Origin of the sequence: uncultured Sphingomonas sp. (assembly GCF_964250165.1) — a bacterium.
GTDB lineage: Bacteria > Pseudomonadota > Alphaproteobacteria > Sphingomonadales > Sphingomonadaceae > Sphingomonas.
On the sequence record NZ_CAXUEK010000002.1, the window covers coordinates 56,951 to 72,603 of the forward strand.

The following is a 15,653-nucleotide window of genomic DNA, read 5'->3' on the forward strand; positions in this document are numbered from 1 at the left end:
GACGAGCCAGGCTGGTCACCACCGGCGCTGGATCAAACCCTAGAGTTCGCCCGTATCGTCGGGTTCGGCGTTCTCGATCAGCGTCATCACGTTGCCGATCAATTGCCGCATCCGCCGGCGCGCCTCGTCCGCGTCGCGGCTCAGGATGGCGTCGGTCACCGCCTGATGCTCGGCGATGCTGGCCGAGTGGCCCTTGATCCGGTTGGTGAAGCGGATCGACTTGGCCAGCGCCGTCGCCACCACGTCGCGAAACTGCGCGTAGAACGGGTTGCGCGAGGCCTGGAGCACCGCGACGTGAAAGGCGATGTCGGCCTCCAGCGCGTCGCCGCGCCCCCGCTCGGCTTGTTTCATCCCGTCGAGCCGCAGCTCGATCGACCGATGCGCGGCGGCGTCGCCGTGCCGCGCCGCGAGCGCGGCCGCCTCGGGCTCGATGGCGATGCGGAGCTGGGTGAACTGGCGCAGCAGGTCGATCGAGAACTGCCGCTCCAAGAGCCAGCGCAGCACGTCGGTGTCGAACAGGTTCCACGACGCCGACGGCTGCACGATCGTGCCCTGGCGCGGGCGCGCGCTGACCAGGCCCTTGGCGGTCAGCATCTTGACCGCCTCGCGCGTGACGGAACGGCTGACCCCGTGCATCTTGGCGATCTCCGCCTCGGTGGGGAAGGCCCTGTCCCGATACTGGCCGGTGACGATCGCCCGGCCGAGGCTGTTCAGCATGCCGTAGGTCAGATTGCGCCCGAGCGACGGCGCGGCGGCCCGATCTTCCCTCATCGTCGCGAGTTTGCCCCCTCCCGCAGGCCTTGTCACCTCTCCCGCTGGACAGGCCCGATATATCCTATAATTCAGCCGCAAGGGGCCGGTGACCCTGGCACGGGAGGATGGCATGGGGTTGTCGCGGATCGACCTGATCGTCGTGGTCGTCTATGCGATCGGGATCTTCGGCCTCGCCCAATGGGTCTCGCGGGAGAAGGCCGGGCATCAGAAGGATACGTCCGACTATTTCCTGGCGTCCAAGTCGCTCCCGTGGTGGGCGATCGGCGCCTCGCTGATCGCGGCGAACATCTCGGCCGAACAGATCGTCGGCATGGCGGGTTCGGGCTATGCGATCGGGCTGGCGATCGCGTCCTACGAGTGGATGGCGGCGGCGACGCTGCTGATCGTCGGCAAGTATTTCCTGCCGATCTTCCTGCGCAACCAGATCTATACCATGCCGCAGTTCCTGGAACAGCGCTACGGCCCCAACATCCGCACGCTGATGGCGCTGTTCTGGCTCGCGCTCTACATCTTCGTGAACCTGACCTCGATCATCTGGCTGGGCTCGATCGCGGTTAATCAGGTGGCGGGCGTGCCGCAGGGCTATGCGCTGATCGGCCTGGGGCTGTTCGCGCTGGTCTACCAGCTGCGCGGCGGGCTGAAGGCGGTGGCGCTGACCGACATCGTGCAGGTCACGCTGCTGGTGCTCGGCGGGCTGATCGTGTCGGGGCTGGCGCTCGACCGGCTCGGCGGCGGGCACGGCATCGTCGCGGGGTTCCGGACGCTGACGCAACGGGTTCCCGATCACTTCCAGATGATCCTCTCCCCCGACAACAAGTTCTACAAGGACCTGCCGGGATTGTCGGTGCTGATCGGCGGCATGTGGATCGCCAATCTCAGCTATTGGGGGTTCAACCAGTATATCATCCAGCGCGCGCTCGCCGCCAAGAACCTGGGCGAGGCGCAGAAGGGCGTGATGTTCGCCGCCTATCTGAAACTGCTGATGCCGGTCATCATCGTCCTGCCCGGGATCGCGGCGGTACTGCTGGCGCCCGACCTCGCCAAGCCCGACCAGGCCTATCCGACGATGATGCGCTATCTGCCCTCGGGGCTGCTGGGGCTGGTCTTCTCGGCGCTGGTGGCGGCGATCATCGCGTCGACGGCTTCCAAGATCAACTCGATCGCGACGATCTTCACGCTCGATCTCTACGCCAAGGCGCGGCGGCTGCCGACCCGCGCGGAGGAAGGGACCGCCGCGCCGGGGCAGGAACGCCATCTGGTGCTCGTCGGACGCATCGCCGCGGCGGTGGCGATCGTCATCGCGATCATCGCCGCGAAGCCGCTGATCGGCCAGTCCGACCAGGCGTTTCAGTTCATCCAGGAGTTTTCGGGCTTCTTCACGCCCGGCATCACCGTCATCTTCCTGCTCGGCCTGTTCTGGAAGCGCGCGAGCGAGGCCGGGGCGATCGCGGCGGCGATCGCGTCCGTCGTCCTGTCCTACCTGTTCCGCAGCATCACGCCGGACATCCCCTTCATGAACCGCATGCTGCTGGTGTTCTTCATCAGCCTGGCGCTCGCCATCGGCGCGTCGCTGCTCCGCCCGGCGGGGGCGGAGGCGAACCGGATCCGCACCGACGACGTGCCGTTCGGCACGCCCGCCGGCTTCAACATCGGCGGCATCGGCGTGATCCTCATCCTCATCGCGCTCTACGCGACCTGGTGGTGAGATGGCGGGCCGCTTCATCGCGATCGACTGGGGGACGAGCAACCGCCGCGATTACCTGATCGAGGACGGGCGGGTGCTCCGGGGGTCGCGTGACGATCGCGGCATCCTGGAGATGGACGGGCGCGGCTATGAAGAGGCGATCGCCGCGGTCCGCGCCGAGCATGGCGACTGGCCGGTGCTGATCGCGGGCATGGCCGGCTCGAACCGCGGCTGGCGCGAGGCGCCCTATGTCGATGCGCCGGCGGGGGCCGATGCGATCGCCCGGGCGCTGCTCTGGGTGGAGCCCGGCCGCACCGCCATCGTTCCCGGCGTCGCATGGCGCGATCCCCAGGCGCCCAACGTGATGCGCGGCGAAGAGGTGCAACTGCTCGGCGCCGTGGCGGCGGGGCTGGCGCCCGCGAACGGGCTGCTCGCGCAGCCGGGCACCCACAACAAATGGGTGGAGATGGCCGACGGCGCGATCGGACGGTTCTCGACCGCGATGACGGGCGAGCTGTTCGCGCTGCTCCAACATTACAGCATCCTGTCGCGCCAGCTCGGCGGCGAGATCACCCCCGGCGCGGCGTTCCTGGACGGGGTGCACGACGCGAGCGCCAAGCCGCTGCTCACGTCGCTGTTCGGCGCGCGCGCGGGCATGCTGCTGGGCTATCGCGCCGAGGCCGATGTCGCGGACTATGTCAGCGGGCTGCTGATCGGCGCGGACGTCGCCACCGCCGCCCTCGCCGGGCGCGACGCCTACATCCTGTCCGACGAGGCGCTCGGCGGGCTGTACGCGGCCGCCGTCGCCGCGCTCGGCGGCATCCCCCATCTGGTCGACACGCGCGCCGCCTTCGTGGCGGGCATGGCGCTGATCTGGAGCTTGATCCCATGAGCGCATCCCCTGCCCTGCAGGCGTTCGACGCCGGCTTCGCCCGCCTGCCGCTGGTCGCGATCCTGCGGGGCGTCCGGCCGGACGAGGTGGAGGGCATCGGCGAGGCGCTGGTCGCAGCGGGGTTCGCGCTCATCGAGGTGCCGATGAACTCCCCCGACCCGCTCGACAGCATCGCCCGGCTGGCGCGCCGATGGGGGGACGGCGCGGTGATCGGCGCAGGCACCGTGCTGTCGGCCGACACGGTCGAACGGGTGCGCGATGCGGGCGGCGCGATGATCGTCTCCCCCAACATGAACCCGGCGGTGATCGGCCGCGCCGCGGCGCTCGGCCTGCCCGCGCTGCCCGGCATCTCCACCCCGACCGAGGCGTTCGCGGCGCTCGACGCAGGCGCGGCCGCGCTGAAGCTGTTCCCCGCCGAGGGCGGCAGCCCGGCGATGCTCAAGGCGATGCGCGCCGTGCTGCCGGGCGACACCCGCGTGCTGCCGGTCGGCGGCGTCACGCCCGACACGATGGCGCCTTGGATCGCCGCCGGCGCGAACGGCTTCGGCCTCGGCTCGGCGCTTTACGGGCCTGGCCGGACCGCGGCGGAGGTGGGGTCGGCCGCGCGGTCCTTCGTCAGCGCCTGGCGCGCCCCCACGTCCTAGCGCTCCCCGGCCGGTCAGTGCGGCTTTCGTGCCACAAAGCCGATAAATATGATAAGTGGGTTTTCGGGCGCGCGCGGCGGCTCTATCAACGTGCAAGACCCGAATGCGGGCCGGACATTCGGTACAGGGGAGTGGATATGCGCCTGAAGACTGTTGCCCTCTGCTCGACGGCGCTGATCGCCGCAGCGGCTTCCGCGGCGGGAGCCCAGACGAGCGCTCCGGCGAGCAGTGCCACGTCGTCCGACCAGACGCCCGCGGCGAATCCGGCGACGGCGTCGCAGCCCCAGACGGATACGGGCACGCCGGCCGACCGCTCCTCGCCGACCGTCGCGCCCTCCGACGAAGTGGCTGGCGAAGGCTCGGACGTCGTCGTTACCGGCTATCGCGCCAGCCTTCGCTCGGCGGCGAGCCTGAAGCGCAACGCGCCGCAGGTGGTCGATGCCGTGGTTGCCGAAGACATCGGCAAGCTACCCGACCTTGCCGTGTCCGATACCGCCGCGCGCATCCCTGGCGTCCAGGTGATCCGCGTGGGGGGCGAGGCCAACCGCGTGCTGATCCGCGGTCTGCCCGAGACCTTCTTCAACACACTCTATAACGGGCGCGAGATCTTCACCGCCGAGCGGCGCCAGGTCGCGCTGCAGGATTTCCCGTCGGCCGGGATCGCGGCCCTGGAGGTGTTCAAGACCGCCACCGCCGACCAGGTGGAGCCCGGCGTGATCGGCCTCACCAACGTCCGGTCGCGTCGCCCGTTCGACATCGAGGGCTTCCAGATCGCGGGCAATGCCTGGGGCCTGCACACCGCTGAATCCGGGTCGGTGACGCCCAACGGCAACCTGCTCATCTCGGATCGGTGGCAGACCGGGATCGGCGAGATCGGCGTGCTCGTGAACGCCTCCTATACCGAGCTGCGCTATCTGGACTCCGAGCCGTCCAACACCGACTTCATTGCGAGCCCGACGATCAACGGCGTTCCGGTGCGCCTGCCCGACATCCAGCGGCTATACTACCGTTCGGGCGACCGGACGCGCCCGTCGGGGAATGCCGCGTTCCAGTGGCGCCCCAACGATAAGCTCGAGTTCTACGCGGAGGGTCTGTATCAGGGCTTTCGCAACTCGGTCGACGATACCGAAGCGCAGGTCCCGCTCTACGGCGGCGCGTCGTACAGCAATATCGTGCTGCGCCCCGGCACCAACCTGGTTAGCTCGGGCACCGTGGTTCAGGCCGCGGGCGGCCCGCGCCTCTTCTCCTTCCGAGGCGGAACCTCGAACCAGACCGATACCTATCAGTACGCGATCGGCGGCATCTATGATTCCGGTCCGCTCCGGCTGACTGCGGACGTGGCGCGCACGACCAGCACGTTCACGGGTTCGACCGAGTCGATCGACCGTGAGTTCGGCATCAACGGCTACACGGTCAATTTCGACAACGAGACGCCTCAGTTCTCGATCTCCGGCTTCAACGCAGCCGATCCGAGCCAGTACACCTTCCTCGGCCTGTTCGAAGAAGCGCAGCAATCCAAGGGGCAGGACTGGCAGGCGCGTATCGACGGTCAATACAAGTTCGACGGCAGCTTCCTGAGTTCTCTTCAGTTCGGGCTGCGTTATACGGATCGCAATGCACAGCGTTATTACGGTAATCGGTATTTCGGCGGTCAGAATGTTCCCGTAACACAGGCGCCCATCGATTATGTCCCGGTCCAACCTGGCTTTGGGACGACCGACATCCAGCCGTTCCGGACGTTTCTGGCGCCGACCTATGAGAGCATCCGCGCCAATATCCTGAACCTGCGCCGCTTCGTGATCGGGCTGGGCGCGAGCAATTACTCACTGGCGAACGTGGCGCCCGATGCTTTCTCGTCCTACACGGCGAACGAGAAGACCTATGCCGCCTATGGACAGCTGAACTACAACTTCAATGATGTGGTGGACGGCACGGTCGGGGTGCGTGCATTGCGCTCCGAGACGGAGGTGGATGGCAATGCCATCATCGCCGGTGTCGTGACGCCGGTAAGTACCGGGCCCAAGCGCACGGTCTACCTGCCCAACGCGTCGCTGCGCTGGCACATTGTCACGCCACTGCAGCTTCGCTTGTCCTATACGCAGACCCAGACCCGGCCTGACTTCAGTCAGATCAATCCCGCGATCAACGTCGGCTCGCCCGACCCCCAGAACAACAACCTGCGTATCGGCAGCGGCGGCAATCCCGCACTCAAGCCATACCGGTCAGACAATTACGATGCTTCCCTGGAATATTATTTCAGCCGCAACGGCTTTGCCGCGGTGGCGGCGTTTCAGCGGGACATCCGTGACTTTATCGAAACGGAGACGACCCAGTATACCGATCCGATGTTCGGCCTGGTTCAGGTGAGCCGGCCGATCAACGTCAGCAAGGTTAAGATCAGGGGTATCGAAGGCCAGATCTCGACCTTCTTCGATTTCGATTTCCTGCCGATGTTCCTGCGCAGCTTCGGCTTCCAGGCCAACTACACCTACATTGACCAGACCCCGCAGGTGCCGCTGATTTCGAAGCACACCTACAATATCGTTGGGCTGTTCGAGAACGGACCGGTATCCGCCCGCGTGACGTACAACAAGCGGAGCCGTTTTCTCGACGACGGCTTCCCGCAGGATCGCGGCAACGACATCTTCTATCAATATGGCCGCCCGACCGGCACGCTCGATCTGTCGACCAACCTGAATTTCACGAAGAACACGACCTTGTTCTTTGACGCGACGAACCTGACGGGCAAGCCGATGGAATATGATTTCAGCTCGGCCCGCGACGGGGCGCCGCGGGCGGAATATGTGCGTTTCCTGCGCTTCACCGAGCAGACATTCTCGGTGGGCCTGCGCTTCCGGCATTAGGCGCATCGTCGTCGGACCGGCGGCACGGCTGGCGAGCGGGTCGGGTATCGAGCCGCCACGTGTCCGGCCGCACCCGCGGGAAAGCCCCCGCGCTCCTTCAGCCGGGTGCGCCAGGCGGTCCCGCTTCGGACGATGCCCGTCCGCTCGCCGCCCTCGCTGAGCTATGCCGAGGAGCCGTTCGAGCGGGGATCAGATTGTCGGTCCGCGCGATGAAGTCGGCCGCGTCGTCGTGCAGGGACTTCAGCGCCGCCTCGTTCGCGTACACCATGTGGCCCGACTGGTAGTAATGATATTCGATGTTGCCCGCGAGCGCGGCCGGGATCGGCAGGTGATGCATCTCGTACCAGCCCTCGAAGAACGGCGTGGCCAGATCGAAATAGCCGCCCGCGACCATCACCTTCAGCTTGGGATCGTACTTCATCGCGTTGGCCAGATCGGGAATGACGTTGGGGCCGCCTTCGGGCTGATCGGTCACGCCGGGCGGCTTGTGGCGCATATCCCACGTCTTATAGGCGTCGCTTTCCGGCTTGTAGTCCTTGCCCATTCCATAGTGCAGGTCGGTGCGCACATAGTCGTTGAACAGCGACACATAGGCCGAGCTGATCGAGGCCGACTGCGGATCGTAACTCGCCTCGCGCGCCAGCGGGTCGATCGCCGGCCCGACGAAGCGGCTGTCGAGCCGGCCGGTGACCGAGCCCTGGCTGCCGAGCAGCATCTGCGCGAACTGCCCGCCATTCACGCGCAGGTCCGACTTGAGGACGTAGGCGGCAGGCAGACCGGTATAGCGCGCGATCCGGTCCGCGATCTGCGCGCGGCGGTTCGCGCCCAGCTCCGATCCCTGTTGTAGCGCCAGCGCATAGTCGGTCGTGGCGAACTGCTCGACCTCCTTCAGGAACGGCTCCAGGGCGGCGGGCTGCGGGCCCGGCAAGGCGTGGTGATACCAGGCCGTCGCCGCGAACGTCGGCAGCGTGGTGATATAGGCCTGATCGATGCCGGGGTTGCGCTCGCTGCTGTCGGCCGACAGGTCGAACGACAGGATCTGCGAAAGCAGCATCACCCCGTTGAAGTCGATGTCGTTCTCGGTTGTCAGCCCGTTCACCACCACGGCGGACCGCGGCGTGCCATAGCTCTCCCCGAACAGGTATTTGGGCGAGTTCCAGCGGCCGTGACGCGACAGGAAGCCCTTGATGAACTGCTCGAAGGCATAGGCATCCGCGTCGATGCCGAAGAACGCCTTCTCCTTGTCCTTCCCCGCGACGCGGCTGAAGCCCGTGGCGGGCGCATCGATGAATACCAGGTCGGAGGCATCGAGCAGGCTGTAGTCGTTGTCGATCAGGCGATACGGCGCGGCGGCCGTATGAGTATTATCGGCGGTGACGACGCGGCGCGGGCCGAACGCCCCCATGTGCAGCCAGACCGACGAGGAACCGGGACCGCCATTGTAGAGGAAGGTGATCGGCCGCGCCTTGGCCGACACGCCCTTCCTGAAATAGGCGACGTAGAACATCGACGCCTCGGCCTGCGGATTGTCCTTGTCGCCGTCCTTCGCGTCGCGGTCGGGATCGGGCCTGTCGCCGAGATCGGCCGCGCCTTGGCGCTCGCGCCGGGCGGCGTCGTCCCATCCCTTGGGATGGACCACGATCGTGCCGGCGACGGCGGTATAGTCGATCCGGCTGCCCGCCACCGTCACGCTGCCCGAGGACGTCACGCTCTCCGGCTTGAACAGCACGCCTTGATCGGGCGCGGCGCCGCTATCGGCCGACGGGACGCCGGACGCGGCCGGTGGCGCCTTGGGTACGCGGTCCGCCGCCCGCACGGGCACGGTCGCGAACAGCATCGCGGTCGCGAGGCAGGCGCAGGATACAGATGTCTTCACGGGCGACCTCAGGGCTGGAGCGGGCACCGACGCTGCGTAGCGGGAACCGGCGGTCCACGCCACGGCTGGTGGCGCAGGCGCGCTCGCTGCGGCCGCCCGACGCGTGGCGGGGCTCGGCCGGCCCCGACCTGCCGCACCCGTCACCGCTCATCCGACGCATTGCCGCAGAACGCGCCAGCGAATATGCTTGCGCCGTGGCAGCGGGAGAACAGTACGGCGATCGCGAGGAACTCGTCCGCGTGCTGGTCGCGACGGGCCGGGAAGACCGGATCGCTTTTGCCCGGCTCTATGCCCTGACCTCGATGAAGCTTTTCGGCATCTGCCTGCGTATCTGTGGCGAACGCCAGAGCGCGGAAGATGTGCTGCAGGAAGTCTACGTCACCATCTGGAAGCGCGCCGGCGCATATGAACCGGGTCGGGCGAGCGCGCTCGCGTGGCTGGCGACCATCGCCCGCAATCGCGCCATCGACTCGCGTCGCGCGCTGGGCAGGCGCCCGGTCGTGATGCCGGAGGCATTGCAGGACGTGGCCGACCTCGCGCCGCTCGCGTCGGATGCCTTGCTCCTCGACGAGGATCAACGGCGGCTGCACGCCTGTCTGGACGGGCTGACGGCCGACCAGCGCAGCGCGATCCGCACCGCGTTTTTCGATGGCCTCACCTATGTGGAGCTCGCGACCAGGCGCGGCGTGCCTGAAGGCACGGTGAAGAGCTGGATCAGGAGAGGCCTGCTACGGCTTCGGGACTGCCTCGACGATGACGCCTGACGAGCCCGACATCGCCGCGGCCGAGCTGGCCCTGGGCGTGCTGGACGATGAAGACCGCGCCGCGGCCCTGCGCCGCGTGCTCGCCGAGCCGGCGTTCGCGCGCGAGGTTCAGCAATGGCGCGAGCGACTGGCGAGCCTCTACGCCGAATGGCCGGAGGCCGCGCCGAGCGCGGACGCCGCGCGTCGGGCGGCCGCGATCCCCGAGGGGGAACGTCGCCAGGTGTCGCGCTGGCGTTGGGCGACCGCCGTGTCGGGCATCGCCGCCGCGCTGCTTCTGGCGATCGTGGCGCTGCGCCCGACCCCCGCTCCGGTCGTGCGCACGCCGATCGTCCCGTCGTCGCCGCAGCTGGTCGCCGTGCTCAAGCCGGAGAAGGGTCGGCCGTTCGGCGTCGTGGTCGATCCCAAGACCCGCGAAGTTCGCCTGCATGGCGCCGTTGCGGTGCCCGCGCAGCGGGTGGCCGAGCTGTGGGTGATCGGCGACGATGGCGTGCCCCACGCCGCCGGGCTGCTGCCCCGGGACGCCGCAGCGCCCGTGATGCTCGCAGCCGCCGTCCCGGTCACGCAAGGGATGACGCTCGCCATCTCCATCGAGCCTGTCGGCGGATCGCCCAAGCCGACGCCGACCGGGCCGGTGGTCGCGACGGGCACGCTCGCCATCATCTGAGCTCGCCACCGTCACGACCGTCGGGTGCATCCGTCCGCCGGCAGCCGACGTAACTCCTTTGCCGCCTCCTTCAGGCGGAAGGAGAGATTGATGATGATCGTGACCCTTCGCACATCGCTGCTGGCGGCCGCGCTCGCGGTCGGCACCGCCGGCATGGCCGCTCAGCACCCGCCAATGGTCGGCGGCGCGGCGATGTACCCGACCAAGACCATCGTCGAGAACGCCTCGCAGTCGAAGGACCACACCACGCTGGTCGCCGCGGTGCAGGCCGCCGGGCTGGTGGACACCCTGTCGAGCGCGGGGCCGTTCACCGTCTTCGCCCCGACCAACGCCGCTTTCGCCAAGCTGCCGGCCGGCACCGTCGACACGCTGGTGAAGCCGGAGAACAAGGCGCAGCTCACCTCGATCCTGACCTATCACGTCGTGCCCGGCACCGTCACCGCGAAGGACATCGCCGCCAAGGCGAAGGCGAACGGGGGCACCGCGACGTATACGACCGTGCAGGGCGAGCCGCTGATGTTCAGCAAGTCGGGCGACGGCTGGGCCATCATGGACGGCAAGGGCGACAAGGGCCGGGTCACCATCGCCGATGTCATCCAGTCGAATGGCGTCGTCCACGTCATCGATACGGTGATGATGCCCTGATCGACGCGAGCGGTCCCGCATCGCACCGGGGCCGCTTGTCCGTCATCAAACCGCCCGCCCGATCAAAGCGTCTTGAGATATTCGAGCAGGTCGCGTTTCTGGTCAGCCGCCAGGCCGGTGCCGTAGCGATGCCCACAACGGCTGTTGCCGGAGTGGAGGTCGTCGCACCCGGTGGTCTGCCGCAGATGCGGCGCGCCGGGCTGGGCGGCCGCGAGACCGATCGCATCCGGATCATAGGCGGGACCGACCGGGAATGCGGCGAGGCGGTCTTCCGGTTTCGTCAGCAGCTCGGCGAGCGAGGCGACCGAGCCGTTGTGGAGGTAGGGCGCGGTCGCCCAGATGCCGCGCAGGACGCGCGCTTCATACGGGTGTCGCTCGCTCGCCGCCGCCTGCCTGAACTCGTCGGCGTGATAGGCGCCGGCAAGCTCGTCATGCACCGTCGAAGGCTTGGGCGCGCCGCCGAGACGGATCGGCCCGGCAAGGGTGCCGATCGGCAGGCAGAACCGCACGAAGCAGTCGGTCATCGACCCGATCACCGCCGCCGACAGGATGCGGAACTGATCGTCCTGCGCGGCGAGCCCATGCCCCGGATCGTAGCGGGCGCCCCGCAGGACGCCGCTGTCGCCCCGGCGCTTCAGCACGTCATATTCGCGCGTGTCGGTGCCCACATCCACCAGCTGGGTCCGCCAGGTCGTGGAAACCGGCACGAGCCGCAACGCGCCCTGGCTGATGCCGTGGCAGCCGCTGCATTGCTGCTGGAACACGAGCTGGCCCCGCGTCACGCGGCCGGCGTCGATCGGCCATGGCCAGGCCGGCGGTCCGATCCGCCGCACCAGCCCTTCAAGCCGGCCCAGGCCGCCGAAATCGGCGGAGTTCCGGGAATGGTAATCCCATCCCAACGGGCTGCCGTTCTTGACCGGATGGAAGTCGGCGAACACGCCATAGACCTCGCCGAGGTTGCGCGCGACGGCCAACAGCGCGTCGCCGTTGCTGGCGAACCCCGGCCACTGCGTCCGGTCCTGCTTGGGCGCGTCCCAGATGAACGGGTACCGCACCGGCGCGTCGGCGGCCATGATGTTGGGCTCGATGACCCCGTCGGGCGCGGGGCCGATATCGAGACCGGTCACCCGGTTCAGGATCATGCTGACCGCGTCCAGCCGCCCCACGCCCCAGGGCTCGGCGGGCAGCGCGCGCGCGAACAGCGTGTGCTGCCGGCGGTACCAGGCCGCAACCTGCTGGCGCAGCCCCGCCCGATCGGCGGCGGTCGCCCCGGCGCCCAGCGCGCGGTCCGCGAAGGCCTGGAAGGCAGCGTCGGTCGCAAGCACCTGCCCGACCGCGGCGTCGAGGTCGTGAAGGAAGCTCTGGAAGTCGGAGAGTGCCGGGCCGCCGTCGATCCGGTACGCCGTCCCGCCGACGTCGATCTGGCGCGTATGGCAGGCGGCGCAGGTCATGCCGAGATAGGCGACGCCGCCGCGCGTGCCCGCGGTGAAGCCGACCGGCAGCTCGGCCCCGGGACCATTGTCGAGATAGCCGTACCTGGCGAGCCGGTCGCCGAGGAACGGCGCGCCATCCGGCGTGCCGAGCGCCCTCGCCCAGCTCAGCGGCATGATCTCCGACCCCTGATCCATCGAATAGAAGCTGGCGCGCGCGGCAGGCCCCCAATCCGGCCCCTGGCTGAGATACACCGGCCCCGGCGCGGCCTGGCTTGGGCCGGCTGACCGGGACATCGCGGAGACGGCGATCGTGGCGGCGGCCGCCCCCATGATCCAGTGCGTAAGACGCATGATCACCCCCTATTGCCGACGCGATATGATTGACGCCGCCGTCCATCCTGATCCGCTCAACCGAAGGCCGGCCGCCGCCTGTAAAGCTGCCGATCACGCCGCGTCGGCGACAGACTAGCCCTGATTATGAAGCCGGCCGACGATACGTGGTCGGCGGACGACCACATAGTATAAAAGCGGCATTCTGCCCCACCGCGACCGATTGCGACTTGCCCCACCCTCGCGTTTGCGCGTCCAGCATCGTCGACCGCACGAAAGCCACGGCGCGATCGCCGAGCGGGCTTAGGAGGTCGGCCGGACCGCCTTGTCGGCGATCGGCTCGGCGATCGTGTTGGCCGGCTCCCTGACCATCGCCGCCGCGACCCGTTCGGCCCCTGCCATCGCGCGCAGCACGTTGCCGCCGGCCAGCTTGGCCACGTCCGCATCGCTCCAGCCCCGCCGCATCATCTCGGCGAGCAGCGCCGGATAGGTGTCGACCCCGCCCAGTCCCTCGGGCAGCGAATTGTCGACGCCGTCCATGTCGCCGCCGATGCCGACATGGTCGACGCCGGCCACCTTGGCGATGTGCGCGATATGGTCGGCGACCTGACCCAGCGTCACGCGCGGCGCGGGATGTGTGCGTTCCCAGTCGGCGAGCGCGGCGGCGGCCTTGTCCGGCTGGCCGATATAGAGGCCGCCATAGGGCGGCGCGTTCAGCCGCGCCTTCTCCGCCGCTTCCTCCGCCGACCAGCGGCGATAGGCGTCCGACACGTAGCCGCGCGAGAAGTTGACCATCACGACGCCGCCGTTCGCCGCGACCAGCCGCAGCACCGCATCCGACACGTTGCGCGGATGATCGTCGATCGCGCGCGCGCCGGAATGCGAGAAGATGACCGGCGCCTTCGACACGCGCAACGCATCCAGCATCGTCGGCTCGCTGACATGACTGAGGTCGACGAGCATGCCCAGCCGGTTCAGCTCGCGCACCACCTCCTTGCCGAACGGGGTGAGGCCGTCATGCTGCGGGTTGTCGGTCGCCGAGTCCGCCCAGGGCAGGGTGAGCACGTGCGTCAGCGTCAGATAGCCCGCGCCGAGCTCATGATATTGGCGCAGCACCGCCAGGCTGGCGTCGATCTGGCCGCCGCCCTCGACCCCGATCATCGACGCGATGCGCCCGCCCGCATGGATGCGGCGCACGTCGGCGGCGGTGCGCGCCAGCGCGAAGGTGTCCGGGTAGCGCGCGACCCAGCTCTTCACGAGGTCGATCTGCTCCAGCGTCTCTTTCACCTGCTCGGGGCCGGGCAGCGTGGCCGAGACGAACACCGACCAGAACTGCCCGCCGACCTGCCCCCGCCGCAGCCGCGCGATATCGGTGTTGTAGGGCACGGGCCGGTCCGCCAGGCCCTGGCGCAGGTCGAGCGCCCACCGCCCCTCGCCCTCGCGCTCGCGCTGCACCTCGGCCCAGTCGTTATGCCCGTCGATCAGCGGCGTCGCCTTCAGCACCCGTGCGACACGGGCCGCGTACGGGCTCGGCTGCGCCGAGGCACTCGCCGCCGCCAGCATGCCGAAGACGATCGCCGCATATCTCATCCGACATTCCCTCATCGACCGTGCCACGCCCAGCGTGACAGCATGCGCGGACAATGGCCAGATGGACGCGAAGCCCATCACGAAGCGCCCTCGCGTCAATCGTCGAGCACGTCGACCTCGGCGTCGTCGCGCCCGGCGACCGCGCGCGCGGCCATGCCGCGGACCTCGACGCGGGCCTTGAGACGCGCCGCCAGCAGCGCCGTGCCGCTGACCTTGCGCTGGACGAACAGCGTGTCGACGTGCGGCACGTGCCACGCCGCGCGGTCGGCGAGCAGCGCGCGCGCCTCCTCGCGGACGACCGGCACGAACGCCCGGTCGCCGAAATCGAAGGGGCCGGGCCGGTTCATCGCGTCGTCGACCGCGGCGATGATCCGGTCGACCGCGAGCCGATGGGCCGCGACGGCCTGCTCGCCGAGAAATCCGGTCTCCACCGCGATGTCGCGGATCCGGTCACGATCCCGCGCCAGCCCCGCCGCGATCAGCGCCCGGTACGATGCCGCCGTCGCGGGCGGGACCGTCCTGGTCGCGCCGAAATCGAGCAGCACGAGCCGGCCGGTCTCGGGTTGCCAGCGATAATTGGCGAAATTGGGGTCGGTCTGCATCAGGCCGAACGCGAACAGCTCGCGCAGCACCAGCGCGATGAGCGCGGTCATCGCGCCGTCGCGGACCTCCTGCGGCGCGTCGGCGAGCGTCTCGATCGGCCGGCCCTCGACGAAGGTCATGGCGAGCACGCGATCGGTCGTCAGCGCCGGCGCGAGGCGCGGCACGACATAGCGTCCGTCGCCGTCGAGCAGGTCCGCGTAGCGGGTCATCTGCGCGCCCTCGCGACGATAGTCAGCCTCCTCGGCGAGCTGCCGCTTGGCTTCCGCGAGCAGCGGCGCGAGATCGAGCGTCGACGGCAGCACGTTCGCGATCCGCAGCAGCGTCGCGACATTGTCGACGTCGGACGCGATGCTCTCGCGCACCCCTGGATACTGGACCTTCACCGCGAGCACCTGCCCGTCGGGGAGCGTCGCCCGGTGGACCTGGCCGATCGAGGCGGCGGCGATCGGCGACGCCTCGAACCGGCGGAAGCGCCGCCGCCAGTCGGGTCCCCATTCCGCCTTGAGCACCCCGTCGAGCTGCTGGGGCGGCATCCGATACGCCTGGTTGCGCAGCCTCGCCAGGATCGTCGCCAGCTCGGGCGGGAGCAGGTCGCCCGCGTCCATCGAGATCATCTGGCCGAGCTTCATCGCGGCCCCGCGCAGGTGGGAGAGCCGGTCCGCCAGCCGCGCGGCGTTGGCCGGGGTAAGCACCAGCTCGCTCAGGCGGGGCCGCTCGCCCGCCGCCAGCCGGCGCGCGCCCTCGGCCAGCATACCGCCGGCGACGCCGCCGGCCAGACGCCCGAACGTGCCGAGCCGCGCGATCCGGCCGCTGGGGACCGCGCGCGCCGTGTCGGAGGGCGGCGCGTCGTCCGGGTCGTCAGCCATGGGCAGGAGCCCCTACCCGGGGAC

12 protein-coding genes are annotated in these 15,653 nt (G+C 68.9%); 7 read left to right on the plus strand and 5 right to left on the minus strand.

The genetic code is table 11. From position 1 onward, the window contains the following. Window positions 1-39: 39 nt before the first annotated feature. Window positions 40-771 carry a FadR/GntR family transcriptional regulator gene (locus tag ACFE64_RS00740; protein ID WP_375390526.1) on the minus strand — a complete coding sequence of 244 codons (732 nt, stop codon included), beginning with the start codon at window positions 769-771 and terminating at the stop codon, window positions 40-42. Window positions 772-883: 112 nt separating this feature from the next. On the opposite strand from ACFE64_RS00740, the gene ACFE64_RS00745 reads away from it, so the two are divergent. The 4 genes from ACFE64_RS00745 to ACFE64_RS00760 all read left to right on the plus strand — a co-directional run bounded on the left by ACFE64_RS00745 (window position 884) and on the right by ACFE64_RS00760 (window position 6,858). Then, complete coding sequence (locus ACFE64_RS00745) at window positions 884-2,479, plus strand: sodium/sugar symporter (RefSeq protein WP_375390527.1); 1,596 nt, start codon at window positions 884-886, stop codon at window positions 2,477-2,479. A 1-nt stretch (window position 2,480) separates the two neighbouring features. Further along, window positions 2,481-3,350 carry a 2-dehydro-3-deoxygalactonokinase gene (locus tag ACFE64_RS00750; protein WP_375390528.1) on the plus strand — a complete coding sequence of 290 codons (870 nt, stop codon included), beginning with the start codon at window positions 2,481-2,483 and terminating at the stop codon, window positions 3,348-3,350. Continuing rightward, a complete protein-coding gene (locus ACFE64_RS00755; protein WP_375390529.1) occupies window positions 3,347-3,994 on the plus strand; it encodes a 2-dehydro-3-deoxy-6-phosphogalactonate aldolase in 648 nt (215 codons plus the stop codon). The genes ACFE64_RS00750 and ACFE64_RS00755 overlap by 4 nt, the downstream gene beginning before the upstream one ends. Window positions 3,995-4,131: 137 nt before the next feature. Then, window positions 4,132-6,858: a TonB-dependent receptor gene (locus ACFE64_RS00760; RefSeq protein WP_375390530.1), complete on the plus strand. Its 2,727-nt coding sequence runs from the start codon at window positions 4,132-4,134 to the stop codon at window positions 6,856-6,858. A 97-nt stretch (window positions 6,859-6,955) separates the two neighbouring features. Here ACFE64_RS00760 and ACFE64_RS00765 read toward each other — a convergent pair whose 3' ends face one another. Then, complete coding sequence (locus ACFE64_RS00765) at window positions 6,956-8,734, minus strand: S10 family peptidase (protein WP_375390531.1); 1,779 nt, start codon at window positions 8,732-8,734, stop codon at window positions 6,956-6,958. A gap of 68 nt (window positions 8,735-8,802) precedes the next feature. Between ACFE64_RS00765 and ACFE64_RS00770 the strand changes: the two genes are divergently transcribed. The 3 genes from ACFE64_RS00770 to ACFE64_RS00780 all read left to right on the plus strand — a co-directional run bounded on the left by ACFE64_RS00770 (window position 8,803) and on the right by ACFE64_RS00780 (window position 10,807). Next, window positions 8,803-9,498 (plus strand): sigma-70 family RNA polymerase sigma factor, encoded by a 696-nt coding sequence (locus ACFE64_RS00770; protein ID WP_375390532.1) that lies wholly within the window; start codon window positions 8,803-8,805, stop codon window positions 9,496-9,498. Beyond that, complete coding sequence (locus tag ACFE64_RS00775) at window positions 9,488-10,162, plus strand: anti-sigma factor domain-containing protein (RefSeq protein ID WP_375390533.1); 675 nt, start codon at window positions 9,488-9,490, stop codon at window positions 10,160-10,162. Before ACFE64_RS00770 ends, ACFE64_RS00775 begins: the two co-directional genes overlap by 11 nt. Window positions 10,163-10,255: 93 nt before the next feature. Continuing rightward, a complete protein-coding gene (locus ACFE64_RS00780) occupies window positions 10,256-10,807 on the plus strand; it encodes a fasciclin domain-containing protein (RefSeq protein ID WP_375390534.1) in 552 nt (183 codons plus the stop codon). A gap of 62 nt (window positions 10,808-10,869) precedes the next feature. On the opposite strand, the gene ACFE64_RS00785 is transcribed toward ACFE64_RS00780, so the two are convergent. The 3 genes from ACFE64_RS00785 to ACFE64_RS00795 all read right to left on the minus strand — a co-directional run bounded on the left by ACFE64_RS00785 (window position 10,870) and on the right by ACFE64_RS00795 (window position 15,629). Beyond that, window positions 10,870-12,591 carry a di-heme-cytochrome C peroxidase gene (locus tag ACFE64_RS00785; protein ID WP_375390535.1) on the minus strand — a complete coding sequence of 574 codons (1,722 nt, stop codon included), beginning with the start codon at window positions 12,589-12,591 and terminating at the stop codon, window positions 10,870-10,872. Between the two features lie 282 nt (window positions 12,592-12,873). After that, window positions 12,874-14,160 (minus strand): dipeptidase, encoded by a 1,287-nt coding sequence (locus ACFE64_RS00790; RefSeq protein WP_375390536.1) that lies wholly within the window; start codon window positions 14,158-14,160, stop codon window positions 12,874-12,876. Window positions 14,161-14,255: 95 nt separating this feature from the next. Then, window positions 14,256-15,629, minus strand: coding sequence for an ABC1 kinase family protein (locus ACFE64_RS00795; RefSeq protein ID WP_375390537.1), 1,374 nt, complete (start codon window positions 15,627-15,629; stop codon window positions 14,256-14,258). Window positions 15,630-15,653: the final 24 nt, after the last annotated feature.